The following is a 22,996-nucleotide window of genomic DNA, read 5'->3' on the forward strand; positions in this document are numbered from 1 at the left end:
TCAGTAAATCAAGTGATAAGCAATACGTGAAGGATTTCATGATGAATGGCAGCATGCTCTTTCTCATGAAAAAGGAAGGAGATGACCATGGATACACTGAAAGATTCTGAGCTGTATCACAAGATCAAAATTGATCGTCACAAGCCTTCGCTTGAAGTGCTATATGATCGCTATGAACGTGTGTTATATTCGTTTATTTATAAAATGACTGGAAGCCGTGAGCTTGCGGAGGAAGTGCTTCAAGAAGTCTTTATCAAGCTCTGGCGCGGGATAGGAGAATATCATACGGATAAAGGTAAATTCTCCTCGTGGTTATTCATGATGTCACGCAACACAGCCATTGATCTCCTAAGAAAGAACAGGAACGAAACGGCACTAGAAGATGAGCATATTGAATATTTAGCCGATCATCAAGAAGATGTATCAAAGGAAGTCGAATGGAACGAGGAAAAACAAATTATACGTGAAGCAGTATCTACATTGTCAAAAGAACAGCAAACCATCATAGAAGATGTCTATTTTAAAGGAATGACACAAAAAAGTATTGCTGAAAAGCTAGGCATCCCCATTGGAACGGTGAAGGGAAGGGTTCGATTGTCATTGAAGCACTTACGGACGAGACTGTCTCGCGGAGGAAAGGAGGAAGAGGCATGACTCAGTGTAAACATCAAGTGATTGATTATTTCAACGGACATATCCAAGGAGAAGAAAAAGCACAATTTGAAGAGCACCTCAAGAACTGCTCAGCTTGCAAAGAAGAGCTTGAAGAATTGACATCGCTCATGTCTGACATTCCATTTCTAGCAGTTGACCAAACACCTCCGGCAGGGATGAAAGACCGTATTTTATCCAAGGTGTTTGAGGAAGAGACAGTCGAAGAAAAGAATAGCCATAGGAAAGAGTTCAAGGCAGCACGTGAACAAAACGAGATCAAACCACTACAAAAGAAACGAAATCAATGGCTCTTGCCGCTCGTTGCCGCACTGCTTCTCATTTCAGCAGCTGGAAACGTGTATTTCTTATCGAATGGAAAAGAACAGGCGGAAGAACCTGTCAGGGTTGTAGCGACAAAATCACTTGCATCAGCCGCATCACCAAAAACAACGGGTGCTTTCTCAGTGATTGAACATAACGGCAAAAAAGAGTTGGTTGTGAGTGCAGATGGATTAAAGGATCAGCTTGATTCATCTGCTGTTTATCAAGTGTGGCTCATTAAAGGCGATCAGCCGGTACCAGCTGGTGCCTTTAAAACAGATAACAAAGGAGAAGGAACCGTCACCTATGCGTTATCTGAAAAAGAAGCGAGCGAATCATGGGATACCGTGGCAGTCACCCTTGAACCAAAAAAGGATAACAAGCTACCGCAAGGACCTGTCGTACTAAGTGCTGCATTTTAAATATGATTCAGGTAGGATGCCTTTTTGGGCATCCTTTTCAGATTGTTGACAAAGGGCTAAAATGATCTTTATTTTAGCCCTTTGTCTTCTTTTCAGCGTGACATGAAAACCTTTGAAGTCTAGGAAGGACGAGCACCGGAGCAGAGCGAATTTGACATTCGTGAGTACCGGAGCACAGACCTGACAACGAATGCGAGGGTTTGTCTACACGCTGGGAGGATGCCTTTTTGACATCCTTCTTTGATCGGCAGAGGGAACTTTTTGGTAGATCAGACGTAGTACATATGGAGGTGAAACAGATGAAACCATACATAGAAAAAGAATTATTTCTCTTATCAGTGAGACACGCATGTGTTGCCATTTATTTTATTGTCATCCCATTTTTGATCCCATTCTTTTATCGCCCATCTCTTTTATTCATTACGCTCATTGCACTTTTTATTACTCATAACTTAGCCGAAAGTATCATTTGGTTTTATAAATCGAGAAAGGTCAGAAAGCACCAGTCTGGTGATCTATCGAAACGAGGACATGTCTTGACCGAGATCGCACAAAGGCTTGAACAGCTGATGATGATCAGTTTTGTGGTGTTTTTTATCAACGAATGGATACAGGGGATAGCAGATATGTCTAACCTCTTCTTCATTACTTTTTTCTTCATCATTGTTTTCCTGCAACACATCCAGTTTTATTACGTTCAGCTATTCTTTAAATCCAACAGCTGGTTCTCTTATGTTCCTTCATGGCAAAAGGCACGCCCTTCTTATATAGCAAGGGAGAGAAAGGCTTTGAAGAGTTCTTAATGTGCATGCACTCGTTTGATTACCTATAAACATCAGAAAATTATGATAAAATGTGGAAAAGAAGCATAGAGAAAGGGAGTGCAAGCAAGTGAAAGCTGTTGGACTATTGGAGTACTTACCGATCGAGCATGAGCAAAGCTTGGTGGATCAGGAAGTAGAAAAACCTAAAGCAGCGGGCAGGGATATACTGGTGAAGGTTGAAGCTGTGTCAGTGAATCCAGTGGATACGAAGGTGAGATCACCGAAGGATCAGAAGGAAAAAAAACTGAAAATTCTTGGCTATGATGCAAGTGGTACGATTGTTGAAGTCGGCGAAGCGTGTACATTGTTTCAGCCAGGTGATCATGTGTATTATGCGGGAGATATCACGCGTCAAGGTTCAAATAGTGAGTATCAGCTTGTGGATGAACGGATAGTGGCAAAAAAGCCTGCTAATCTCTCCTTTGCAGAAGCAGCCGCGATGCCTCTGACAACGATTACGGCATATGAAGCGTTATTTGAACGGATGCATATGAAGCGAAATGCAGAAGGGGCCACATTGCTCATTATCGGCGGTGCAGGCGGAGTAGGTTCTATCGCCATCCAACTAGCCAAATTAGCAAATGCCACTGTGATTGCCACCGCATCAAGACCTGAAACAAAAGAGTGGTGTCTGTCATTAGGTGCTGATCATATCATTGATCATCATGAGCCGCTTCTTGCGCAGCTTCAGGAAAAAGGAATAGGAGAAGTGGATTTCATTTTATGTCTAAATGATACAGACGGACATTTCAAAGGCATGGCAGAAGCGATCAAACCGCAAGGAACGATCTGTACCATTGTCGAGAATCAGCACAACTTAGACATTCAATTACTCAAAAATAAAAGTGCTGCATTTGTATGGGAGTTTATGTTCACACGCCCTATGTACAAAACAGCGGACATGATCAAACAGCATGAGCTTTTAACAGAAGCTGCTGAGTTATTTGAACAGGGGACATTGATGCATACGTTAACAAAGGTTCTTAGTCCGATTAATGCCGAGCATTTAAAGCAGGCACATCAAACCCTTGAACAAGGAAAGATGATAGGTAAATTTGTACTAGAAGGATTTGAGAAAGGGGGGAGTGTATGACGTCATTACAATACCCGATTGGCTTATATGGACCGGTTGAAAATAAAACAAAGGAACAGCTAGAGGCATGGATTGATCAGTTAGCTGAGATTCCACAACAATATGAAGCGGTCACCAATCAATTGACAGATGCTCAGCTGGATACACCCTATCGGACTGGAGGATGGACCGTCCGTCAGCTCATTCATCACGTAGCAGACAGTCATCTAAATGCCTACTTACGATTCAAGCTTGCGCTCACAGAAGAAACACCGCACATCCGTCCATATGATCAAGCGGGATTCGCCGAGCTTCCAGATAGCAAAGCACCTATCAGCCTATCACTGCCCTTCATCAGCAGTCTGCATCGCAGGTGGGTGACATTACTTAGAGGGATGACAGCGGAAGACTTCACAGCGTCTTATTATCACCCAGCCGATCAACAAACGGTGTCCTTATATGACGCAACAGGAATGTACGTCTGGCACTCAACGCATCACCTTGCCCATATCACGGAATTAATCAAAAGAAATCAATGGAATTAAAGGAGTAAACACATGTCTGGTAGAAGAATTGTTGGTGCCATGTTTATTTGTATGGCAGCATTGTTTTATTTAGCAAAATATGTTCTTTTCGAGCTTCATTATTCTGGAATGAGCTTTGATGAAGATGTAAATAATTTTCAACTTCTAGAAGAGGTGCTGCCTGGCGGTACATGGATCAGCATTCTATTTCTCATCATCGGGTTAGCCTATCTTTTATGGGATGACAGAGTCGTTCTTCAAAAAAACTTCATCCTCTCAGATAAACAAGTAGAAGAAGAAATAAAAAAGACGGATCTCAAGTGACCGTCTTTTTTTCTTTACATGTTTAGCCGCGTTCAGGACGCAGTGCTTTTTCTAAAATAGCCAGCCCTTCGTTGACTTTTTCTTTTTCCTCGTCATTGAGCCGTTGCAGGGAGTTTTTGATTTTTTCGTGTCCTTTTTGATAAATGCTTCTGAAAATATTTTTCGCTTCCTCAGTTAGTTCGACGACAATGATTCTCCGGTCACGCTCAGAGTGCTTTCGTTCAACAAATTTAGATTGTTCTAACCGGTCAAGCAGACCTGTCATATTGGACAAAGAAGCGCCCATTTTTTCAGCGATTTCTGATACCTTGAGAGAGCCATGGTTATTGAGCAGCATGAGCACCTTCATTTGAGGCATACTCATATCGAGCTTCATCCATTCTGACACATCTCCAAGACCTGCAGCTGTGAGTACTTTCATATAAAGTACCCATGTCTTTTTTTCCTCTGGAGATAGAATCTCTTCTTTTAATACGGTGGTGTCATGAATATTATATTCCACGCTTGTTCACTTCCTTTAAGCGGCTCTTTTCTCTATATTACTGATTTTTACTTCTAATTGAAAGATTCGTCAAGCTTTTGAATGTTAAACTGCATGAATCAAGTGGTATTTGTTGTATAATAATGGTCAGTCGAAATAAATGAAGCAACTTAGAAAGTTGGGAAAAACATGTGGAACAAAAAAACGGGTATGACGATCTTAAAAATGCTTTTTCCGATCGTGATTATCCTTGTCTTAATTTTTGTCGCCAAGAAGGAACTTAGCGGCCTTTCCATTAAAAAAACGTTTTATATCATTGACAGCTTGAATCGAATGGACTTGTTTATTCTTGTCTTTCTTGGACTTGTCGCAGTGTTATCTATGTCCTTATATGATTTTATTTTACGAAAAAGCCTGAATATGCCGATTAGCGGCTGGAAAACGATTCGCATTTCTTGGATTGCGAACTCCTTCAACAGTGTCCTTGGCTTCGGCGGTTTATCAGGAGCAGGGCTTAGAACACTTCTATACAAGGAGTACATAACCGATACGAAAAAACTACTCAAAGGCATTGCCCTTTTGACCTCCTCGGTCCTTTTGGGCTTATCTATTTTCAGCGATCTAATCTTGGTGAGGGTGCTTCCTGTTGAAAGTATTATCAGCCAAGAGCCGTGGCTATGGGCCTTTGTGATTATCTTTGCCTGTATCGTGCCCATTTACATTATTATGGCGTCCGTACGAAAAAGCTCGATTGAGAGCGGTGAAAGCGGACTGAAGCATCCGATTTATGCTTACATCGGTGCATCGTTTTTAGAATGGCTGGCAGCTGGTCTCGTCATGTATATGGCTGTCGTCTCTATGGGGATGAATGTCGATGTTCGGATTGTTTTAGGTATATTTGCGATTGCGTCAATTGGCGGTTTAATCAGTATGGTACCGGGCGGATTTGGTTCTTTTGATCTTATCTTTTTACTGAGCATGCAGTACATTGGGTTTGATAAAGAGATGGTACTGACTGCGCTCGTTTTGTACCGCTTCGTGTACTCGATCTTCCCGTTTATCCTTGGGCTTTGTCTAGCTGCTTACGATTTAACGGGAACGACGCTTAGACGTCTTGAAGGCAATCCGAGAATGGCACCAGCCGTAGAAACAACGAACGTCTTAATTGTGTTGCACCGTGCTTTATTAATCCGTTTATTGTACGGATCACTATCAATTTTAACCTTCGGAAGCGGCTTGCTTATTATGGCGTCTGTTGTCCTTCCTGTCGATCGATTAGGCGTGATTACGAGCATTCCACGCTTTTTGTTATCAGGTTTTAATGGTCTTTCTTTAATGTTCAGCATTATCCTGATGGTTTTGTCCATTGAAGTGTATAAACGAACGAAAAGATCGTACGTGCTAACAATGATCGCCCTAGCAGGCGGCTTTGTGTTTACTTTGTTAAAAGGATTTAACCTGAGTCTGATCTTTATATTGCCGGTCATCATGGCTGTATTTTTCTCTCTTCGAAATCAATTTGTGAAGCAGCAGGCCCCTTATTCGTTGTATCAGTTTGTGGCGGCTGCCGCTGGTTATTTACTCGTGCTGTTTAACTATAATGTCATCGGCAACTTTATTTGGACCAAAATTGGGCATTTCTTGAGTAAGGATTACCTTGTGCATAATGAACGGCATATCACAATGACAAGCATGATTGCGCTCATCGGTGTACCGCTTTTCTTCTTCATTAGTAAATTGATCTTTAATAAAAAAGCATTTCCGATTGGAGAAAAAGCAGATGAGGAAAAACTAAAAACATTTTTAGAAGAAAAAGGTGGCAATGCCCTTAGTCATCTTGGCTTTTTAGGCGATAAAAAATTATTTTTCTCAAGTGATGGAGAGGCGATGCTTCAATTTGGCCGCATTGGCCGCTGCGTCATTGTGCTCGGAGATCCTTCTGGACGTAAAGCATCCTATCCACTTGTACTTGAAGAGTTTTTACAGCAGACAGAAAAAGCAGGCTATCGCGTCGCTTTTTATCAAGTAGAACGGGAAGGGATGGCGCTCTACCATGACTTAGGATTTCATTTCTTTAAGCTTGGAGAAGAAGCCATGGTCGATTTAGAAACGTTCTCTCTCTCCGGTAAGAAAAAATCAAATTTACGGGCTGTGGCCAATAAGTTTGAACGAGAAGGCTATACGTTTGAAATGCTGGAACCGCCTTTTTCAGACGAGTTCATCTCAACGTTAAAACAGATTTCTGATAGCTGGCTCGGAAAGAAAAAAGAAAAAGGATTTTCGCTCGGCTATTTTCAAGAAGATTATCTTCAAAAAGCACCAATTGCGATCCTGAAGGATGAACAAGGGGAGATCATTTCTTTTGTGTCATTAATGCCGATGTATCAAGAAGGGGAGATATCCATCGACCTGATGCGTCATATGCATGATGCACCGAACGGGATGATGGATGCGCTGTTTATCCACCTTTTTCAATGGGCGAAAGAAAATGACTACAAATCCTTTAACATGGGAATGGCGCCTCTATCAAATGTAGGAACATTTCATCAGTCCTTTCTCACGGAGCGTTTGGCGAGTGTTATTTTCAACAACGTCAGATTTATGTACAGCTTCAGCGGATTACGCTCGTTTAAACAGAAATATAAACCTGAATGGCGCGGAAAATATTTAGCGTATAAAAAGAATACATCATTACCTGTCACAATGGTGCTTGTCACCAAGCTGATTGGGATGGACCCAAATCGCAACCGGCGTCCATAGATCAAAAACCTTTACCTTTCACTAGGTGAAGGTTTTTTTAGACAAAAGAATAGCAAAAGTGGTAAAGTTGAAGAGTAAGGGGGATGTAAATATGACATTAAATGAATGGTTTAAAAAGGGATTAACTGAACGTACATATGTACACAACATGGAGAAAAATCGAGAAAATTTACTCACGGTGTACAACCAGTACGCAATTCATCAAAAAGAAAAAGAGCTGCTTCAAAAGCTGCAAAAGAAAAAGCTCAGAGCGCTTGTCATTACAGCCGACTGGTGCGGAGATGCGATGGTCAATGTACCAATTTTCATGCGTATCGCAAGTGAAGCACTCATTGATTCGCGCTATTTCATTCGGGACGAGCATCTAGATCTGATGGATCAGTATTTAACGAACGGGACCGCAAGATCGATTCCGATTATCGTGATCATTGATCAGGACGGAAATGAAGTAGGTAAATGGGGACCACGCTCAACTGATGCACAGCGCTTTGTTGATGAGAAAAAACCAGACAAGGATGCACCTAATTTTGAGGAAGCTTTTCAAGTATTTGCGAAAGAAGCCGCACATCACTATACGACAGATCGTTACTTATGGAAAGATATTGAGAAAGAAATAGTAGAAGTTTTGGAAAAAATATAAACCAAAAGACTACTTCGCCGCAACGGGAAGTAGTCTTTTTTTATCTTGTTTTTGCGTCTCACCTACAAAACACCGCATAAAGATGTAGAAAAACCGCAGAATTCTACCGAAAACCGCAGAAAACCGCAACGCATCACGATTTTCCCAACCATTTTTAGTTGGAAAACCTCATATGTGCCATGAAAACCTCAATTTTGCCCTTATCTAAAGGCTCATATAACGCACGTTGGTTTGCTTTTTCCCAATACAAGAGGCCCAGCAACTATAGTAATCTAGTTGTAATCTCCTTTGAACGAACTAAAAAACAAATGACGGAAAAGGGCTGGCGATCAATCTATGAAAAAAATCATTTATCTCGATCAAGAAAAAAAGAAGCTCGCTGAATCGAAAAAAAGAGAACAGCGTTCCATCAAATCACTTAGGCTGCTTGTGTTTTATGACGGGCAAAGCCCTTCATGTGCAAAAGCGATGGACTTGTTGAAAGCTCTCGATTGGAAGAACCGTATTCATTTCGAATCCTTTCGACACTCGCAGCTGCTCAAACTGAACAAAATAAGTGAAGAAAAGGCAGAAAAGCGAATCGTGTCAATTGCATTAGCCAAAAACCAAAAAAACTCAGGGATCTATACATTGCTGAAAATTGCTTGCAATATCCCTGCATTATGGGGAACGATCCCATTCATTGTACTCAGCATTTGGTTAGGCTTTGGTCAGCATGCGTACGATTACTTTGCGAAAAAACGGTATGTTCATTCAGTCAAACAAGTCACCCGTCCTGATACAGATCAACAGAAGACCATTTAATGAATAAGAAAAAGCATGACCTTCGATCGGCAGAAGGTCATGCTTTTTTGTAATAGGGGACGTATGATGCAAGATGTTGAAGTAGCGTTCTCGTGTAGGACATAAACGCATGCTCATCAAGTTCAGAAGCCGCATAGGAAAGCAAGGTTCTAAGAGCAAACAAGTACTCACTGTGCAGCTCATTGTGTTTAAAGTAAGGTAGGGCTGCTTCGATCAAATAGGTTTTCAAATCAAGAGGGTTTTCCTCAATCATCAATTTATAGATTTTGATCATATATAAACAGTTTGGCTGAATACGAGGCTGTTTTAACAGCTCATGTATGTAGGGAAGTGCCTTTTTGCGGTCGTATTCAGCATATAATGTCGCAATTTCATAAAGAGTTTCACAATAACGGTCTTCTATCTGTTCTTGATTAAAGTAATTGAGTGAATCTAGTAAATATGGCACAGCTGAAGAGAAATCACCTTCCCGTTTTAAAAGCACGCCGTAATAAAAATACGCGGTCATTTTAATATAGGCATCAGGATAAAGGGATGTGTGCAAAATCACTTCTTTTAAATATTTCTTCGCCGTTTGAAAGGCTTTTAGTTCCAGTGAGATCACGCCATGAATGAGTGTGCAGTGAATAATCCGTTTGAAATTGTTCTTTTGTCTATATAAATCCATCGCTTGATGGGTTGCTTCAAGCGCATCACCAAGTTGCCCCATGTTTCCAAGTGCTTTTGCATAGTGATAATACAGGTCACTTTGTTCAACAGACGCGTAAGAAAAGCAGCTCTCAAGTTTCTTTATGCCTTCTTCAAGCTGACCATTTTGAATAAGATGAATGCCATCTAGATATTCAAATATCTCTTTTTCCGTTTCAATAAAGGTTTTTTCAAACTTTTTAAGCACGCGGTGTGTTTTTAAGGCAAGCGGCTGCTTGTCCGATAATAAATAAAATTGAAATAAGGACAAATGATACTGAATGCCTAAATCGAGCGAAAAGAACTGTTCCTCATGCTGAATGATCATTTCTGCATTTTGTTCAGCTTGATCGAGTGCATAGAAATACATATTCATTTGAAACTCATCCAAGAGTGACAGCAGATGACGCGCCTTTTGTGACAGCGTTTCTTGACTGATACCAAGTCGTTCAAGCAGTAAATTGATCGTATCTTGATTGGCCTCCTTTGAGCCATTTTCGATTTTACTTAAATGAGAGACAGAACAAATTCCTTCTGCCAATTCAGATTGGGTCATATTTTGTTTATACCGGTAGAGCTTAATGATTTGCCCGATATTGATTTTCATTCCATCCAGAAGCCTCCCTTCCAATCATGGGTTGAAAGCCTTTTGACAAAAAAACCGAATTAGACAAAATGGGAATACCTGAAATCATTTCATCATCTTGGTTTTTTTATCAAAATTTGTTTAAAACGTAATATGATTGTAACATTACTTGAAAAACTCAAACAACTTTTTAGCAGACGGGAGGGGAAACACCATTTGCAACTGTACGAAATGATGTTTATAATGGGAATGAGAATCAATTTCAATTAAGATTGATTGAAAGGATGACACATATGCCAGAAATCAAACAAAAAACAGAAGCGTTAACGGTACGAGACGCTGTCAGATATAGACGATCCATTCGGAAATTTAAAGAAACGCCGGTGACCATCGAGCAGCTTCAGCCGTTATTAGAGGATGCGGTCTATGCACCGAATCATAAAATCACGGAGCCGTGGCGCTTTCTATATGCGGTGACGGATGAAGCGAAAGCGACATTTGTTGAACGCTTTATTGCGTTCTTCAAGCGCAACAACCCAGATGCAAAGGAAGAAAAGATCAATCAATATAGACATTACTTTTCAAAAGTTCCAGCCCTTTTACTTGTAGTGTTAAAAGAAGACGAGAACCCAGTGGTGAGAAATGATGATTTTGCCGCTGTGAGCGCACTCATTCAAAACTTCCAGCTGCTTGCTTGGGATCAAGGAATCGGTATGGTGTGGAAGAGCGGCCGCATCTTATATGACAAAGGCTTTCAACAGGACATGGGCTTAAAGGAAAACGAGCGATTTGCTGCCATCCTTCATATTGGTTATCCAGAAGAGGTGCCTGAGGAAAAATCACGTCAGAAAGCATCAAGTCTTCTCACAGAAATTAAATAAAAGAAAAGCAGACCGCTGTAGGGTCTGCTTTTTTTACTTATTGTTTTTTGGCGCGCTGGTCGGCTGCTTTCATACGTGCCATTGCTTTTACGTCATTCGGATCTGCAAGTTCTTTGGAAAATTCAACATATTCGCCATCCGACTCTTGTGCAGCAAGCTCGTGGTTGGTTTTTTGGTGTTGGTCTTTTTTCAAAGCCTTTCCCTCCTTTACAAGATCACTTTAGTTATGTGCTTGTTGGAGTGGAATATCCACCTTATTTGTTTCTTTTTTCTGCTGCTCTTGCCGCTTTTTTGAATTCCTGCTGATACAGGACTTCCTGGGTTTTCTTCAGCTTTGAAGTTGGCTGGTGTTCTTTTTTCTTCATCAAAATCGCCCCCTCATCTCATTTTTAATAGGATGGGTGTTTTTGACAACATTTATTCCTTTGAATGCAAAATCGCTTCTTTTAATTCAGGATGCAAAAAGTCATAAGAAGAAAGCAATGCCTTCTTCGGCAGCGCACGCTGACCTTCTAAAACAAGTAATGACATTTCGCCAAGTGCCGTTCGAATGACAAAGGATGGGACCTTCAGCCAGTGAGGGCGGTGAAGGGCAGATGCAATCGTTTGTCCGAGCTGCTTCATTTGAACAGGATTCGGTGATGTGACATTGAGTGGACCTGAGATGTCGTCATTGTGTATGGCATAAGCAATGAGGTGTGCTACATCTTCGACATGAACCCATGAAACCCATTGCGAGCCGGAGCCAATCGTTCCGCCCGCAAATAGTTTATATGGCAGTGTCATTAGTGGCAGTGTCCCTTTTTCTCCTAATACGACGCCGAAGCGTGTGTAGACTGTACGAATGCCGAGTGCTTCAATCTTTTGCCCCTCAGCTTCCCAAAGTTTAGATGTATGACTTAAGAAATCAGTATCCGCAGGAGGTGATTCCTCTGTAAAATCTCCTGTTTGAGACGTGCCATAAATGCCAACAGCACTTGCTTGAATGAGCACAGATGGTTTTGATTCCTGCGCTTCTATAATGCGTCTCACTTCTTGTGTGGATTGAATACGGCTAGAGAGGATGCCTTCTTTTGCCTTGTCTGTCCAGCGGGTGAAAATGAATTTTCCAGCAAGGTTAATCCAGACATCAATCGCAGGCAATTCATGCTCAGGCGCAGCACCTTCTGTCAGCCACTGCACATAGTGTAAATGATTTTGTTCGGATTCCTTTGCATTTCTTGTTAAAATATATAGATGATGTCCTTCAGCAGCGAGCACTTTCATGACGTGCTGCCCGATAAAACCGGTTCCTCCGGTGATGGCGATATTCAATTGACATCTCTCCTCTCATATACATACCTATATCTTTCACGATTTTGAATCAGAAGAAACATCCTGACTGTTTGAAAAAAGGAGTGATTACAGGATGCCCTATATTACAAAAATCTCCGCTCAGAAAAACAATACAGAGCGGGTGAACATCTTTCTTGATGAAAAGTACGCCTTTAGCGTGGATCTAGATGTGCTCGTCCAGCACGATTTGAAAAAAGGAAAAGAGCTGGACGAAGCCGATATCATTGACATTCAATTCGGTGATGCTGTCAAAAAAGGATTTCAGCAGGCCGTCGATTATTTATCCTACCGAATGAGATCAGTGAAAGAAGTCACCGATTATTTGACGAAAAAAGAAATCCCGGCACCTGCCATTAGTGAAATTATACACAAATTAAAGTATTACAAGTATGTAAATGATCTCGAATTTGCAGAAGCTTATGTCAGCACTCACCGTAAAACGAACAGCAAAGGGCCATCCGTTCTGAAAAAAGAGCTAAAGCTCAAAGGAATAGAGGATGACCACATTGAACAAGCACTATCACAATATCCTGATGACTTACAGCTGGAGGAGGCTGTGAAGCAGGTTCAGAAGCTTGTGAGAAAAGAAAAAAATCGCTCCACAAAAGAAATCGAGCAGCGCATCAAGTTGCAGCTGCAGCGAAAGGGATTTTCGTTTGAGATCATTGATAAAGCCCTTCAAGAAGCCTATGATGGACAAGAAGAGGAAAAGGAAGAAGAAGCACTCCTTTATATGATGGAGAAGGCAAAACGCAAGGTAGGATACGACGGATCATTTGAAAAGAAGATGAAGGTGAAGCAATTTTTATTCAGAAAAGGCTTTGATCTCGACACAATTGATCACGTTTTAGACAAAGGGGAATGACAGATGGACAAACGTTATAGTGAGATGACGGAATACGAATTGAAGCAAGAGATTGCCTCTCTTTCTGAAAAAGCACGAAAGGCTGAGCAGCTTGGCATTGTGAATGAATATGCCGTCTTAGAACGAAAAATCGATATGGCCAAAGCCTACTTAGTAGATCCAGCCTTGATTCAAACCAAAACGACCTATCAAATTAAAGATACAGACGAAGCGTTTTATGTGGAATATTTAAATGGTGTATTTGCGTGGGGATATAGACTATCAGCTCCAAATAAAGAAGATGCCCTGCCGATTTCAATGCTGACGAAAAAGGACTGATCCGAGAGATCAGTCCTTTTCTTTACTTCGAACGTTGTTTACGGACGTTGTTCTGAAGTACGATGTCGTGCTGCGATTGCTGCGTTTCTCCATTGACCTGAGAGGCAGAATGCTTTGCATTCGCCCATGGTTGAGGGTAAGCGGTTGTCCTTAATTGAACAAAGTCTTCCATATACGATTTCCCATTTGAACTCATATCTCAAGCACTCCCTTTGGAAAAATTAGCGTTTCCCTGATGCCCTCATACGTTCCTGTGGACGTGTATTCGTCTCACCATTCGGCCTTTTAGACGCATAAGCATCTGTGGCGCCTGGCTCGCCTTCAAATTTGTGATTCACTTGATTTGGAAAGCCTTTTGCTTTATTACGCATATCGATTCCCTCCAAACAATACAAATCATTTGCGTCTTTTGAAGACGTAAGGGTAGTATATGAAAAAAGAGGTTTTTTTAAAAAGGCACTTTCTGCTAGATGAAGGAGGAACCGATATGGAACAATACTTTGAGCGATTAACAGAACAATTAATGGAAAAAAATAATATGCTGACATATGACGAAGCGCGTACATGGGTAGAGTTGCTTTGGAGTGATTTTGAAACGACCTATGCAAAGGCTGGTCACAAGTATAAAGGACAGGACACAACTGAACGGATTGTCCAAGAATGGATTGAGAGCTACGGTGCGCAGCTGCATTTATTCCAAAATAAACAATCAAAGGCAAACGATCATCTACAAGGGCAGAATAAAGGGTTACTTCATTAAAAGAAGGGCCCGCTCATCTTTTTCAATAAATAGGAAAATATATAAAGAAGCAAACAATTTTATGATGCAATACCCAGTCTGTGATCGAAATTACAGGCTTTTTACAATGGTTAAACTTAAAATTACATTAAATTCATCTTGCTGAAAATCACTGGAAATAAAACTTTGATATAATAGAACGATTAAAGAGACATGTAATTTATGGATAATAAAAAAGGGTTTCGTTTCCTGACAAAAAAGGAATAATGAACATATCAGACTATGTGAAAAAAGTGAAGAGAAGGTGCGATATGGAACGAGAATTGCTCTCTGTTATAATTCCTTCTTACAATGAAGGTGAAAACATCAGACGAATCTTTGAGGCACTCGAGGAAGAGTTTCGCGATTTTCATTATGACTTTGAAATCATTTTTGTGAATGATGGAAGCAAAGACAATACACTTCAATACATGAGAGAGCTCTCTCGCAAAAGTGCAAAGGTCAAATACATTTCCTTCTCACGTAACTTTGGGAAGGAAGCCGCTATTCTGGCAGGACTTGAATATGCGAAGGGAGTGGCTGCGATCATCATGGACGCTGACTTGCAGCACCCAACGTATTTGATTCAAGACTTCGTCAGAGGATATGAAGAAGGCTACCACCAAGTCATTGCCAAACGGAACCGTAAAGGAGACAGCAAGCTTCGCTCTTACTTATCATCCATGTACTATAAAGTGATGAACAAGGTAGTCGAAGTGGACTTGCGTGATGGTGTCGGAGATTTCCGTTTAATTTCTCGCCAAGCAATCGATGCATTGCTTCAGCTAAAAGAAGGAAATCGTTTTTCAAAAGGGCTTTTTTGCTGGATTGGGTTTGAAGAAAAAGTGATCTATTATGAAAATGTAGAAAGACAGCATGGTGATACAAAATGGTCACTAAAGAAGTTGTTTAACTACGGCATAGATGGCGTCATTTCTTTTAACAACCGCCCGCTGCGTATTTGTTTTTATACTGGCATACTGATCTTATTCCTTTCTTTGATTTACATCGTGGCCACCTTTATTCAAATCGTCAGAACGGGCGTGATGGTACCTGGTTATTTCACTTTAATATCGGCTGTGCTTTTCCTCGGAGGTGTCCAGCTTTTGAGTCTAGGTGTGATTGGAGAATATATTGGCCGCATTTATTATGAAACGAAAAAGAGGCCGCATTATTTGATCCAAGAATCAAATGTCATGCAGCAAGAGACAAGCTCTAAGGAACAAGACCGAGTGTTAACACAGTTATTTAAATAACGTGGAGTCAAATAACCGGCAAGCACGATTCGCTTGCTGGGTTGTTTTGTTTCAAAGAACAATGGATCTTTTCTGGAAAGGATTTAGATGATGAAACGTAGATGGATAATCATTGGAATATGCCTCATTCTAGCATTATTAGGCCACTCCTTTTTCTTATATGAATATACGCAAGGCCGGTACATGACAGGAGATGGGGATGGCATCTCGCAAATGCTCCCATTTAAAAAGCTGCTTTACGACGAATATGTCAAAGGGAATTTCTTTTATTCCTATCAATTCGGTCTAGGCGGCGGTACATACACGCAATTAGGATATTATTTCACAACGTCGACGGTCTTTATGGTCACAGTCGCTGTCGTCTGGCTGATGAATACGCTTCATCTCATACAGTCAACGGACATTCATTTCTGGGCAAATGCTGTGATTTGGCTGAGCGTGATCAAGCTGACGCTTATTCTTTTCATCGCTTACCGTGTGCTTCTTTCAATGGTTCAAAATAGATTGGGTGCACTGACGGGTGCCGCAATCTATGGACTATCTATTGTATATTTCCGGCATCAAACGTTTTGGGAATTTTTCACCGATAGCATGATGTGGCTTCCGCTACTTGTACTTGGGGTGGAGCGGATTTTCAAAACAGGTAAGCCGGCTTGGTTTATTGCGGCTTGCAGTCTCATGCTGATCAACAATTTTTACTTTGCTTATATTCACTTTATCTTTTTAGCGATCTATCTTGTCTTCAGATATATGATCAAGCTGCGAAGTGAGGAGCGCGGGTGGAAGGCGTTTTGGACCCTTGCGATCTCTACACTGTTATCCTTTGGGATTAGTGCCGCCTTTTTTATCCCGTCTGTTTATGGCTTTCTTAACAATATAAGACCGCCGTATGAACAGGCGATTCCTTGGTTCGAGCTGCATGATCATCTGCTGTTTACGAGCAGGGTGTATTTATTACCTGTGATCTTTCTCATTTGTATGTTCCTCGTTCCGCTTTACCGGAACAGATGGTTTTTCATGTTTACATCGATCAGCGTTCTGCTCATTGTTTTTCACTACAGTCCAAAGATGGCGAGCGTGTTTAATGGTTTTTCAGCACCGCAGTACAGATTTGAATACATTCTAGCCTTTACAGTTGGAGCGGTCGTTGCCATCACGATCAAGCATTTCTCACAAATCGAGTGGAAGTGGAAAAAGCGTGCGGTCTTAGGCGCTTGGATCGTGTTCCTTCTCGCTGTCGCTCTTTCAGAACGAGCAAAGGGAAACATGGATGTCGTTGTGTTTACAGGTATAGGACTGCTCGTGATCAGCTTGTTCTTCCTATGGATGCATGCGGAAAAACGTCAGCATCTTCGTCTCTTTTCAGCAGTGCTCATCGTTGTCAGCCTAATGACAGCAGGCGTGTATCAGCAGGGATACTTATTTGAAAGAAGCAATATTAAGAGCGTATCAGATACGTATCTGAATAGTGATGCGTATGCTGGACATGAGCAAATGAAGCTCATTCAGCAGATTCAAAGCCGCTCTTCAAAAGATCCGCTTGCCCGGATTGATTGGATGAATGGCGTGCGAAACAATACCCCGTTATTTGAAGGCTTCCAAGGCATGAGTGCGTATTCAAGTATATTGAATCAGCATCTGCTCCATTTCTACTGGAATGACCTGCAAATCGATATGGGACGGGAAAGTGTCAGCCGGTATGCAACAATGGGGGACAGGGCGAATTTATACAGCCTGACCTACGGAAAGTATTATATGAGAAACAGTATGATGCCTTACTCACCGCCAGCTTATTTTAAGCCAATCTTGAAAAGTGAGCATTATGAGGTATATGAAAATACACGGTCACTGCCATTTGCAAGAACAACGAGCACCATTTATTCAGAACAATCATTAAAGGATGCCTCAGCACTTGATAAAGAGCATGCGATGCTGCAAGGCGTCATTTTAAACAAAAAAGGAAACGCTGAAATCGAGCGTGCGCAAGATCGAGTCAAAGATACGAATATCCATACGGAACAAGCTGTATACGAACATGGCGTGCTTGATGTATACGGAGAAATGGGCGGTCTGAATATCACACTACCAGATGACATCGCTCGCGCTGGGGATGTGTATGTGAGCTTTTATGTGAAACGGACAGATCGTAACGAAGGATTTCAGTTATCCGTTGACGACTATGTCACATCACGAAAAAGCAATACATCCATCTACAAAACTGGCGTCAATGAAGTGACGATTCGGGTCCCTGCGGAAAAAATCCTCTCCATTCGAGTGCCAAAAGGGACATATGAGCTCAATCAACTGAAGCTGTATCATGAGACTTACCGCGTTCTAGAGAAAGCATATGAAAAAGAAAAACAGGATGATGGCAGCCAGCAAGTAAAGCTTAAAAATAACCGCTTTACGATTTCATATGAGAACAAACGTGGTGATGACTACATGATTCTGCCCGTTCCATATGAAAAAGGCTGGGAGCTCACGGTGAATGGACACAAAACCGAAATTGAACAAGCCAACTACACGTTTATTGGTTTTCCAATAGAAAAAGGCGAAAACAAGATTGTGCTAACCTACTATCCGCCTTATATCAGAATTCTCGCATTGATTTCACTCGTCAGTTTGATCGGTGCGATCCTCTATGCACGGAGAAAACACAAGAAACACCACTTTTCAGCATAAGTGGTGTTTTTTTATCTTTCATCTCATACGTAAGTTTCTTCATCCCATTCAATCGTGTATTCGTTCATTTTTTTATCAATTTCGTTTTGAATACTCATGTGCTGAAATAGCGCATTCAATTCTTCTGTCCTCTTTCTTCGATCCTTTTCATAATAATAGAACGCATCTCGATAATCATGATCCCTTAGCATCTTTGCTATGAGCATGGCATCTTCTAGACTATATGATGCTCCTTGACCAACAAAAGGATTCGCCGTATGTACCGCATCACCTACAAGAACAACACGTCCTTTTGACCACACAGGAAAATCCTTTATTTCATAGATACTTCTTGGAAAGAACATGTTAGTATGATCGATGATGTCAGAAAGGTGTTTAGGAATGTTCCAATGTTCCATTTGTTTATATAATAACTGTCGGATGGTTTCTTTATTTGCTTTCTCAAAATGTTTTGTAGGTAACTTCTCAGGACACTGAGAGAAAGCTTGCCATAAAATATTCATTTTATTTGTTGGATGCGCTTTCCCAAAAATGAATTGAAAGTTTCCGTCATTGTAAAAATAACTTGTTGTCTCATCCAATACAAAATCCTTCACAAACGATACTCCTTGTAGTCCCCAAAAACCGCTATAGTCTAATTTAGCATTAAACGCAATAGCCTCTCTTGTTTTAGAAAAAGTTCCATCTGCTCCTATTACGATATCACCTGTTATCTCAGTTTCATCTTCAAAAAGAACCTGAACGGAATGAGGCTGCTGTTTGATCGAGGTTAACTTTTTGTTGTATTTCACTTCTATTCCTTGGCGGTGAACTTCTTTTAAAAGTGATTGGATGATTTGGTCTCTCATGACGTTCAGTAAAGGGGCATCATAATATTTTTCACTATAATTGTGAAAGATCGCTTCTACTTCATTTTCACTGTTTATTTGCTGGATCTTCTTTATCACGGTTGCATTTGCTATCACTTCATTTTTACACCCGATTCCTTCCAAAATCTTTACCCCATTTGGAGACAGTAAAAACCCTGCTCCTGTTTCTAATTCTTCATCTGACCTGCTTTCATAAATCGTACTTTCCATTCCAGCCTTTTTTAAAAATAAAGCAGTAGCCAATCCTGCTACACCACTGCCGATAATAATCACATTTTGAGATTTCATCATTTTTCCTCCCTTTTTATAAACAGACCGGTCGGTTTATTTTAGTGCAAAAAAATAAGCTTTTTCATATAGGACAGCGTATCACAATTCCCCTTTTTCATTTGGTAATTAAAGTATATGATAATATGTTATAAACGATTTAGCAAGAATGAAACTAACCAATTTCTGATCAACTTCTTTTAAAAACATGAAGGGGATAACAAAACATGAACAAAGACACCGTGATAAAACACTATGAACACACCCTTGAATGGGTACAGTCACTAGCGGAAGTAACAGACGAAGAGTGGCGCCACGCCATCGCTGATGGAAAGTGGAGCATTGCTGAGATCATCGCACATTTCGTTCCGTGGGATGAATTTATTTTACACGATCGCCTAAAGGAATTTTGGAACGATCGAGCGTTATGTAAGGCACCGGATGTGCATGAAATGAATCGACAGTCAGCCGAAAGGGCAAGACACGAAGAGAGAAGCGAGACGATCGGGCGGTTTATTGCTGTCAGAACAGAATTGCTTCAAGAAATGAAGAAAATCGAAGCATCTCGCTGGACTACACCCTTTCTGATCGGTCAAACCGAGCTGACGTTATCAAGTTATTTTCCAGGTTTGATTAAGCATAATCTTCATCATATGGAGCAGGTCAAACAAGCGCTCTCCACAAAAAGAAGATAGAGAGTCACTAAGCTTCTTTCTCAAATGGAAACGTCGCATAATCAAACAAAAAATGAAATAGCCAAAGACTCATGGCAAAGAGAATTTCTTCAGAAGTAGTCAGCAAAATGCCGTCAACCAATTCGTCTGATACATAGACAGCACCCCAATTAAACAAAAGATGAAATAAAACAGCATAGAAAACGATAGATCGTTTTTTGGACCGACACTTGCGAACAAACCGCATGAGCACGTGTTCCAGATGTTCAAAAGAGATTCCGAGTACAACATAGATGCCCATAAACAGTAGTAGCGATAAAATCGATTGATAAAAAGCACCCGTCAAATGAAAGAACAGCACACAAAACAACAAAAATATGTAACAGACAGCCGACGTCGCCATCAGCCACTTCAACCCTTGCCATAAAGCGTGAACAGATTGTTGCATGGGTAAACAACACTCCTTTACATGAAGATACCTGCAAAAAGGACAGCCTTTTTGCAGGAAGGTGGAATTAATCCTCTTTTTTAGGTGCAGCGATGACAGGGTGTTTTTCAGTATCAAGCAATTTCAAGAATTCTTCACCTTGATCTAAATGATCAAGAACAAGCTGTTTCGGTGTGACCGCAAGCCACTGATTGAGCGAGATATCTGCATAATGGTCGCTCTTGAAGATTTCTAAGAAATACAGCGGTTCGTCACCTGTATTTTCTACATAATGCCCCATCGCAAATGGCACATAGCCAACGTCTCCCGCCTGATAGTTGAAGGTTCTCGCATGTCCATCAGAAGCAAATACCGTCATTCGAGCTTTTCCAGAAATGAAATATTGCCATTCATCCGTATTTGGATGCCAGTGCAGCTCACGAATGGCGCCTGGATCGACTTTCACTAGAGCAGAGGCAATCGTTTTAGACGCTTTGAAATTGGTAGAATCCGCAATCCACACTTGTCCACCGCTTGACGTAATCGGTTCTTGCTTTAACAACTCATATTTAAAGGAATTTGGGACTTCACCTTGCTCTGTTTTCACCTTGTCACACTCAAGGGAACCAGGAATTCCTTGCTGGAAAATATACTTCTCTTTCTCTGGCAGTTTCTCAAATTGCTCCTTTGTCATTCCAAAGTTTTGGAGCACAACTTCCTCTGGCGTATGGGCAAGCCAATCAGTCACTTGGAACGTACTATTTTCAGAGAAGGAACCATCATCAAACACAAGCAAGAATTCAGCTCCCGGTTCAAGTGCTTGAATAGAATGCGGCAAGCCAGAAGGGAAGTACCACAAATCACCCTCAGTCACATCCTCTGTAAAATTGCGTCCCTCTGCATCAACCGATGTAATCCGGGCTTCCCCATAAATCATGTACGCCCATTCCGCTTCTTTATGCCAGTGCAGCTCGCGAATTGCACCAGGCTTTAGCCGCATGTTCACAGAGGCAAGACTTTTAGAGATTGGCAGTTCACGTACCGTGACTTCTCTGGCGTAGCCGCCTTTTTCTAAACGGTTGTGCGTATCAGAGAAAGAATATTTCATGTTGGGAACCGTTCCATGATCGGTTTCTGGTGGCGTGAGCATATCTGGATTTTGTCTGTCTCGCTCGAGATTACGTGGAATTTTGACCGTTGCACCTTTTTCTCCTCGAATCGGTTGCGGTACACCATTTTGCTTTTCACTCATGATAAAATCCCCTTTCAACATCGTATTGTGTGAGGTGACAAAAGGTCTTTCATTTCGCCCTCGTTTTCATAAGGTGAAACGAATCAAGAAGATGTCAATCTGATTCATCATTTTTTTCAATCGTTGGATGAGTTTGCTTAATTCATCAAACTTCCGTTCAAAACGTGTCAGCAAGTAAACTGTCAAAATGGCAGGAAAGCCAGCTTGACCGAGCTGCTTCAGCCATTCTTCCGAAAAAAAAGTCTCCATTTGTCTCACCTCCCAGCGGATGCTCGTCTTCTCTATAAGTGGTATGAAAGAAGAAATAGGAAATCAAAGGGGGAGAAAATGAATCATTAGACCCGTCTCACAAAGTTTTCTTTTTTTAACTTTTGTCCACTTAATGCAAGTAGAGAGAACAAAGGGGAGGATGCACATGGATTATCGGCTGTTATTGAAAGCAAAATGGAATGAAATCATTGATCACCCACTCATTCAGCAATTTTTAAGCAATCCTAAAAACCAGCAGCTGCTCCGGCAAGTCATGGAGGAGCCAAACGAAGAAAATGCGAAAAAACTAGATTCCGAGTTCAAGCAGTTTTATCAAAAAATCCGCATCATCAAGTATATTTCCACAATGATCCGCATCTTTTCAGTCGACTTTGATAAACGAGTCAAAAAAAAGCAGCAGCGTTTTCCACTCATACTCGATCATCCTGATACACAAGAAGTGAAAGATCCTGTTCAAACAGATACGTATGAAGCCGTGCTCTTCAACCAGCAAGACTTAGGGGAGCACCTGCAAGACAAAAGATTGTACAAGGCCTACCAGCAGCTCACAGACAAACAAAAAATGGTCTTAACCCATATTTATGTTGAAGGTCAAACAATGAAAGAAATAGCCGACCGGCTAGGCGAAACGAGACAAAACATCTCAAACATCCACAAAAAAGCGCTCAACAAACTAAAAGAAGAAACAGGGGGAGATGTCCGTGAACGAAGAAAAAATGACGAATGGAGAAATGGAAGAACTCATTGAAACCTTCACACCCATGATCAAAAAGAAACTACAAAACACGGCATATCAAGAAAGAGAAGACCTCGAACAAGAACTCTACATCAAACTCATCGAAAAAGTAGACCGGCTGATTTACCAAGAAGGACCTGGATTTTGGGAGTTTATTGTGGAATATATGACGAAGTTGTAAGAGGAACTGATGGTGCGAATGTGAGGTGAACATAAAATCCTCGGGACATTCGCACCTTTTCATTCGACAAAATTGAGAAAAAATGTATATTTTATGAAGGGGAAAA

General features: G+C 41.1%; 29 protein-coding genes. 18 read left to right on the top strand and 11 right to left on the bottom strand.

Annotated elements, in window-relative coordinates; translation table 11 throughout:
* Positions 1-87: 87 nt before the first annotated feature.
* From NKR21_RS04250 to NKR21_RS04275, 6 genes are all read left to right on the top strand, one after another.
* Positions 88-654, top strand: a complete 567-nt coding sequence (locus NKR21_RS04250) for an RNA polymerase sigma factor (protein WP_012009305.1) — start codon at positions 88-90, stop codon at positions 652-654.
* Entirely contained in the window at positions 651-1,397 is a 747-nt protein-coding gene (locus tag NKR21_RS04255) for an anti-sigma factor (protein WP_012009306.1), read from the top strand. The genes NKR21_RS04250 and NKR21_RS04255 overlap by 4 nt, the downstream gene beginning before the upstream one ends.
* 299 nt (positions 1,398-1,696) lie before the next feature.
* Complete coding sequence (locus NKR21_RS04260) at positions 1,697-2,200, top strand: hypothetical protein (protein ID WP_041816174.1); 504 nt, start codon at positions 1,697-1,699, stop codon at positions 2,198-2,200.
* Between the two features lie 88 nt (positions 2,201-2,288).
* Positions 2,289-3,314 (top strand): zinc-binding alcohol dehydrogenase family protein, encoded by a 1,026-nt coding sequence (locus NKR21_RS04265; protein WP_144457465.1) that lies wholly within the window; start codon positions 2,289-2,291, stop codon positions 3,312-3,314.
* A complete protein-coding gene (locus NKR21_RS04270; RefSeq protein ID WP_012009309.1) occupies positions 3,311-3,838 on the top strand; it encodes a YfiT family bacillithiol transferase in 528 nt (175 codons plus the stop codon). Before NKR21_RS04265 ends, NKR21_RS04270 begins: the two co-directional genes overlap by 4 nt.
* A gap of 12 nt (positions 3,839-3,850) precedes the next feature.
* Positions 3,851-4,141: a hypothetical protein gene (locus NKR21_RS04275; RefSeq protein ID WP_144457467.1), complete on the top strand. Its 291-nt coding sequence runs from the start codon at positions 3,851-3,853 to the stop codon at positions 4,139-4,141.
* A 22-nt stretch (positions 4,142-4,163) separates the two neighbouring features.
* Here the strand turns inward: NKR21_RS04275 and NKR21_RS04280 are convergent, their stop codons facing one another.
* A complete protein-coding gene (locus NKR21_RS04280; RefSeq protein ID WP_088001677.1) occupies positions 4,164-4,643 on the bottom strand; it encodes a MarR family transcriptional regulator in 480 nt (159 codons plus the stop codon).
* Positions 4,644-4,811: 168 nt separating this feature from the next.
* Between NKR21_RS04280 and mprF the strand changes: the two genes are divergently transcribed.
* The 3 genes from mprF (at position 4,812) to NKR21_RS04295 (ending at position 8,826) form a co-directional block, all read left to right on the top strand.
* A complete protein-coding gene (mprF, locus tag NKR21_RS04285) occupies positions 4,812-7,382 on the top strand; it encodes a bifunctional lysylphosphatidylglycerol flippase/synthetase MprF (RefSeq protein ID WP_144457469.1) in 2,571 nt (856 codons plus the stop codon).
* 91 nt (positions 7,383-7,473) lie between these two features.
* Complete coding sequence (locus NKR21_RS04290) at positions 7,474-8,022, top strand: thioredoxin family protein (protein WP_012009313.1); 549 nt, start codon at positions 7,474-7,476, stop codon at positions 8,020-8,022.
* A 336-nt stretch (positions 8,023-8,358) separates the two neighbouring features.
* A complete protein-coding gene (locus tag NKR21_RS04295) occupies positions 8,359-8,826 on the top strand; it encodes a thiol-disulfide oxidoreductase DCC family protein (protein ID WP_012009314.1) in 468 nt (155 codons plus the stop codon).
* Between the two features lie 37 nt (positions 8,827-8,863).
* Here NKR21_RS04295 and NKR21_RS04300 read toward each other — a convergent pair whose 3' ends face one another.
* Positions 8,864-10,120: a transcriptional regulator gene (locus NKR21_RS04300; RefSeq protein ID WP_012009315.1), complete on the bottom strand. Its 1,257-nt coding sequence runs from the start codon at positions 10,118-10,120 to the stop codon at positions 8,864-8,866.
* A 272-nt stretch (positions 10,121-10,392) separates the two neighbouring features.
* On the opposite strand from NKR21_RS04300, the gene NKR21_RS04305 reads away from it, so the two are divergent.
* Positions 10,393-10,980, top strand: coding sequence for a nitroreductase family protein (locus tag NKR21_RS04305; protein ID WP_186299657.1), 588 nt, complete (start codon positions 10,393-10,395; stop codon positions 10,978-10,980).
* Between the two features lie 37 nt (positions 10,981-11,017).
* On the opposite strand, the gene NKR21_RS04310 is transcribed toward NKR21_RS04305, so the two are convergent.
* The 3 genes from NKR21_RS04310 to NKR21_RS04320 all read right to left on the bottom strand — a co-directional run bounded on the left by NKR21_RS04310 (position 11,018) and on the right by NKR21_RS04320 (position 12,294).
* A complete protein-coding gene (locus tag NKR21_RS04310; protein WP_012009317.1) occupies positions 11,018-11,173 on the bottom strand; it encodes a YfhD family protein in 156 nt (51 codons plus the stop codon).
* Positions 11,174-11,234: 61 nt separating this feature from the next.
* Positions 11,235-11,345 carry a YfhE family protein gene (locus tag NKR21_RS04315; protein WP_144457473.1) on the bottom strand — a complete coding sequence of 37 codons (111 nt, stop codon included), beginning with the start codon at positions 11,343-11,345 and terminating at the stop codon, positions 11,235-11,237.
* Between the two features lie 52 nt (positions 11,346-11,397).
* On the bottom strand, positions 11,398-12,294 hold the full coding sequence (locus NKR21_RS04320; protein ID WP_144457475.1) for a TIGR01777 family oxidoreductase: 897 nt from the start codon (positions 12,292-12,294) through the stop codon (positions 11,398-11,400).
* Positions 12,295-12,388: 94 nt separating this feature from the next.
* Between NKR21_RS04320 and recX the strand changes: the two genes are divergently transcribed.
* Both recX and NKR21_RS04330 read left to right on the top strand, forming a co-directional pair.
* Positions 12,389-13,180 (top strand): recombination regulator RecX, encoded by a 792-nt coding sequence (gene recX, locus NKR21_RS04325; protein WP_144457477.1) that lies wholly within the window; start codon positions 12,389-12,391, stop codon positions 13,178-13,180.
* 3 nt (positions 13,181-13,183) lie between these two features.
* On the top strand, positions 13,184-13,498 hold the full coding sequence (locus NKR21_RS04330) for a YfhH family protein (protein ID WP_088001663.1): 315 nt from the start codon (positions 13,184-13,186) through the stop codon (positions 13,496-13,498).
* A 22-nt stretch (positions 13,499-13,520) separates the two neighbouring features.
* Here NKR21_RS04330 and NKR21_RS04335 read toward each other — a convergent pair whose 3' ends face one another.
* Both NKR21_RS04335 and NKR21_RS04340 read right to left on the bottom strand, forming a co-directional pair.
* A complete protein-coding gene (locus NKR21_RS04335) occupies positions 13,521-13,694 on the bottom strand; it encodes a YpzG family protein (protein ID WP_144457479.1) in 174 nt (57 codons plus the stop codon).
* Positions 13,695-13,719: 25 nt separating this feature from the next.
* Positions 13,720-13,869 (bottom strand): small, acid-soluble spore protein K, encoded by a 150-nt coding sequence (locus NKR21_RS04340; RefSeq protein WP_003217849.1) that lies wholly within the window; start codon positions 13,867-13,869, stop codon positions 13,720-13,722.
* Positions 13,870-13,985: 116 nt separating this feature from the next.
* Between NKR21_RS04340 and NKR21_RS04345 the strand changes: the two genes are divergently transcribed.
* The 3 genes from NKR21_RS04345 (at position 13,986) to NKR21_RS04355 (ending at position 18,214) form a co-directional block, all read left to right on the top strand.
* A complete protein-coding gene (locus NKR21_RS04345; RefSeq protein ID WP_012009323.1) occupies positions 13,986-14,258 on the top strand; it encodes a YfhJ family protein in 273 nt (90 codons plus the stop codon).
* A gap of 290 nt (positions 14,259-14,548) precedes the next feature.
* Positions 14,549-15,532 (top strand): glycosyltransferase family 2 protein, encoded by a 984-nt coding sequence (locus tag NKR21_RS04350; protein ID WP_003217835.1) that lies wholly within the window; start codon positions 14,549-14,551, stop codon positions 15,530-15,532.
* Positions 15,533-15,619: 87 nt separating this feature from the next.
* Positions 15,620-18,214 (top strand): YfhO family protein, encoded by a 2,595-nt coding sequence (locus NKR21_RS04355; protein ID WP_144457481.1) that lies wholly within the window; start codon positions 15,620-15,622, stop codon positions 18,212-18,214.
* 23 nt (positions 18,215-18,237) lie between these two features.
* Here the strand turns inward: NKR21_RS04355 and NKR21_RS04360 are convergent, their stop codons facing one another.
* Positions 18,238-19,371: an FAD-dependent oxidoreductase gene (locus NKR21_RS04360; RefSeq protein ID WP_144457483.1), complete on the bottom strand. Its 1,134-nt coding sequence runs from the start codon at positions 19,369-19,371 to the stop codon at positions 18,238-18,240.
* 206 nt (positions 19,372-19,577) lie between these two features.
* Here NKR21_RS04360 and NKR21_RS04365 point away from each other — a divergent pair, with 206 nt between their 5' ends.
* Positions 19,578-20,045 (top strand): DinB family protein, encoded by a 468-nt coding sequence (locus NKR21_RS04365; RefSeq protein WP_144457485.1) that lies wholly within the window; start codon positions 19,578-19,580, stop codon positions 20,043-20,045.
* Positions 20,046-20,052: 7 nt separating this feature from the next.
* Here the strand turns inward: NKR21_RS04365 and NKR21_RS04370 are convergent, their stop codons facing one another.
* The 3 genes from NKR21_RS04370 to NKR21_RS04380 all read right to left on the bottom strand — a co-directional run bounded on the left by NKR21_RS04370 (position 20,053) and on the right by NKR21_RS04380 (position 21,952).
* Positions 20,053-20,472: a regulatory YrvL family protein gene (locus NKR21_RS04370; protein ID WP_119124604.1), complete on the bottom strand. Its 420-nt coding sequence runs from the start codon at positions 20,470-20,472 to the stop codon at positions 20,053-20,055.
* 67 nt (positions 20,473-20,539) lie between these two features.
* A complete protein-coding gene (locus tag NKR21_RS04375; RefSeq protein WP_088001657.1) occupies positions 20,540-21,703 on the bottom strand; it encodes an oxalate decarboxylase family bicupin in 1,164 nt (387 codons plus the stop codon).
* 66 nt (positions 21,704-21,769) lie between these two features.
* On the bottom strand, positions 21,770-21,952 hold the full coding sequence (locus tag NKR21_RS04380) for a YvrJ family protein (RefSeq protein WP_144457487.1): 183 nt from the start codon (positions 21,950-21,952) through the stop codon (positions 21,770-21,772).
* Between the two features lie 166 nt (positions 21,953-22,118).
* Here NKR21_RS04380 and NKR21_RS04385 point away from each other — a divergent pair, with 166 nt between their 5' ends.
* Together NKR21_RS04385 and rsoA are read left to right on the top strand one after the other, a co-directional pair.
* A complete protein-coding gene (locus NKR21_RS04385) occupies positions 22,119-22,721 on the top strand; it encodes a sigma-70 family RNA polymerase sigma factor (protein WP_012009330.1) in 603 nt (200 codons plus the stop codon).
* Positions 22,669-22,890, top strand: coding sequence for a sigma-O factor regulator RsoA (gene rsoA / locus NKR21_RS04390; protein ID WP_148666385.1), 222 nt, complete (start codon positions 22,669-22,671; stop codon positions 22,888-22,890). Before NKR21_RS04385 ends, rsoA begins: the two co-directional genes overlap by 53 nt.
* The last annotated feature ends 106 nt before the right edge of the window (positions 22,891-22,996 follow it).

This window comes from Bacillus sp. 1735sda2, assembly GCF_024159245.1.
Taxonomy (GTDB): domain Bacteria; phylum Bacillota; class Bacilli; order Bacillales; family Bacillaceae; genus Bacillus; species Bacillus pumilus_O.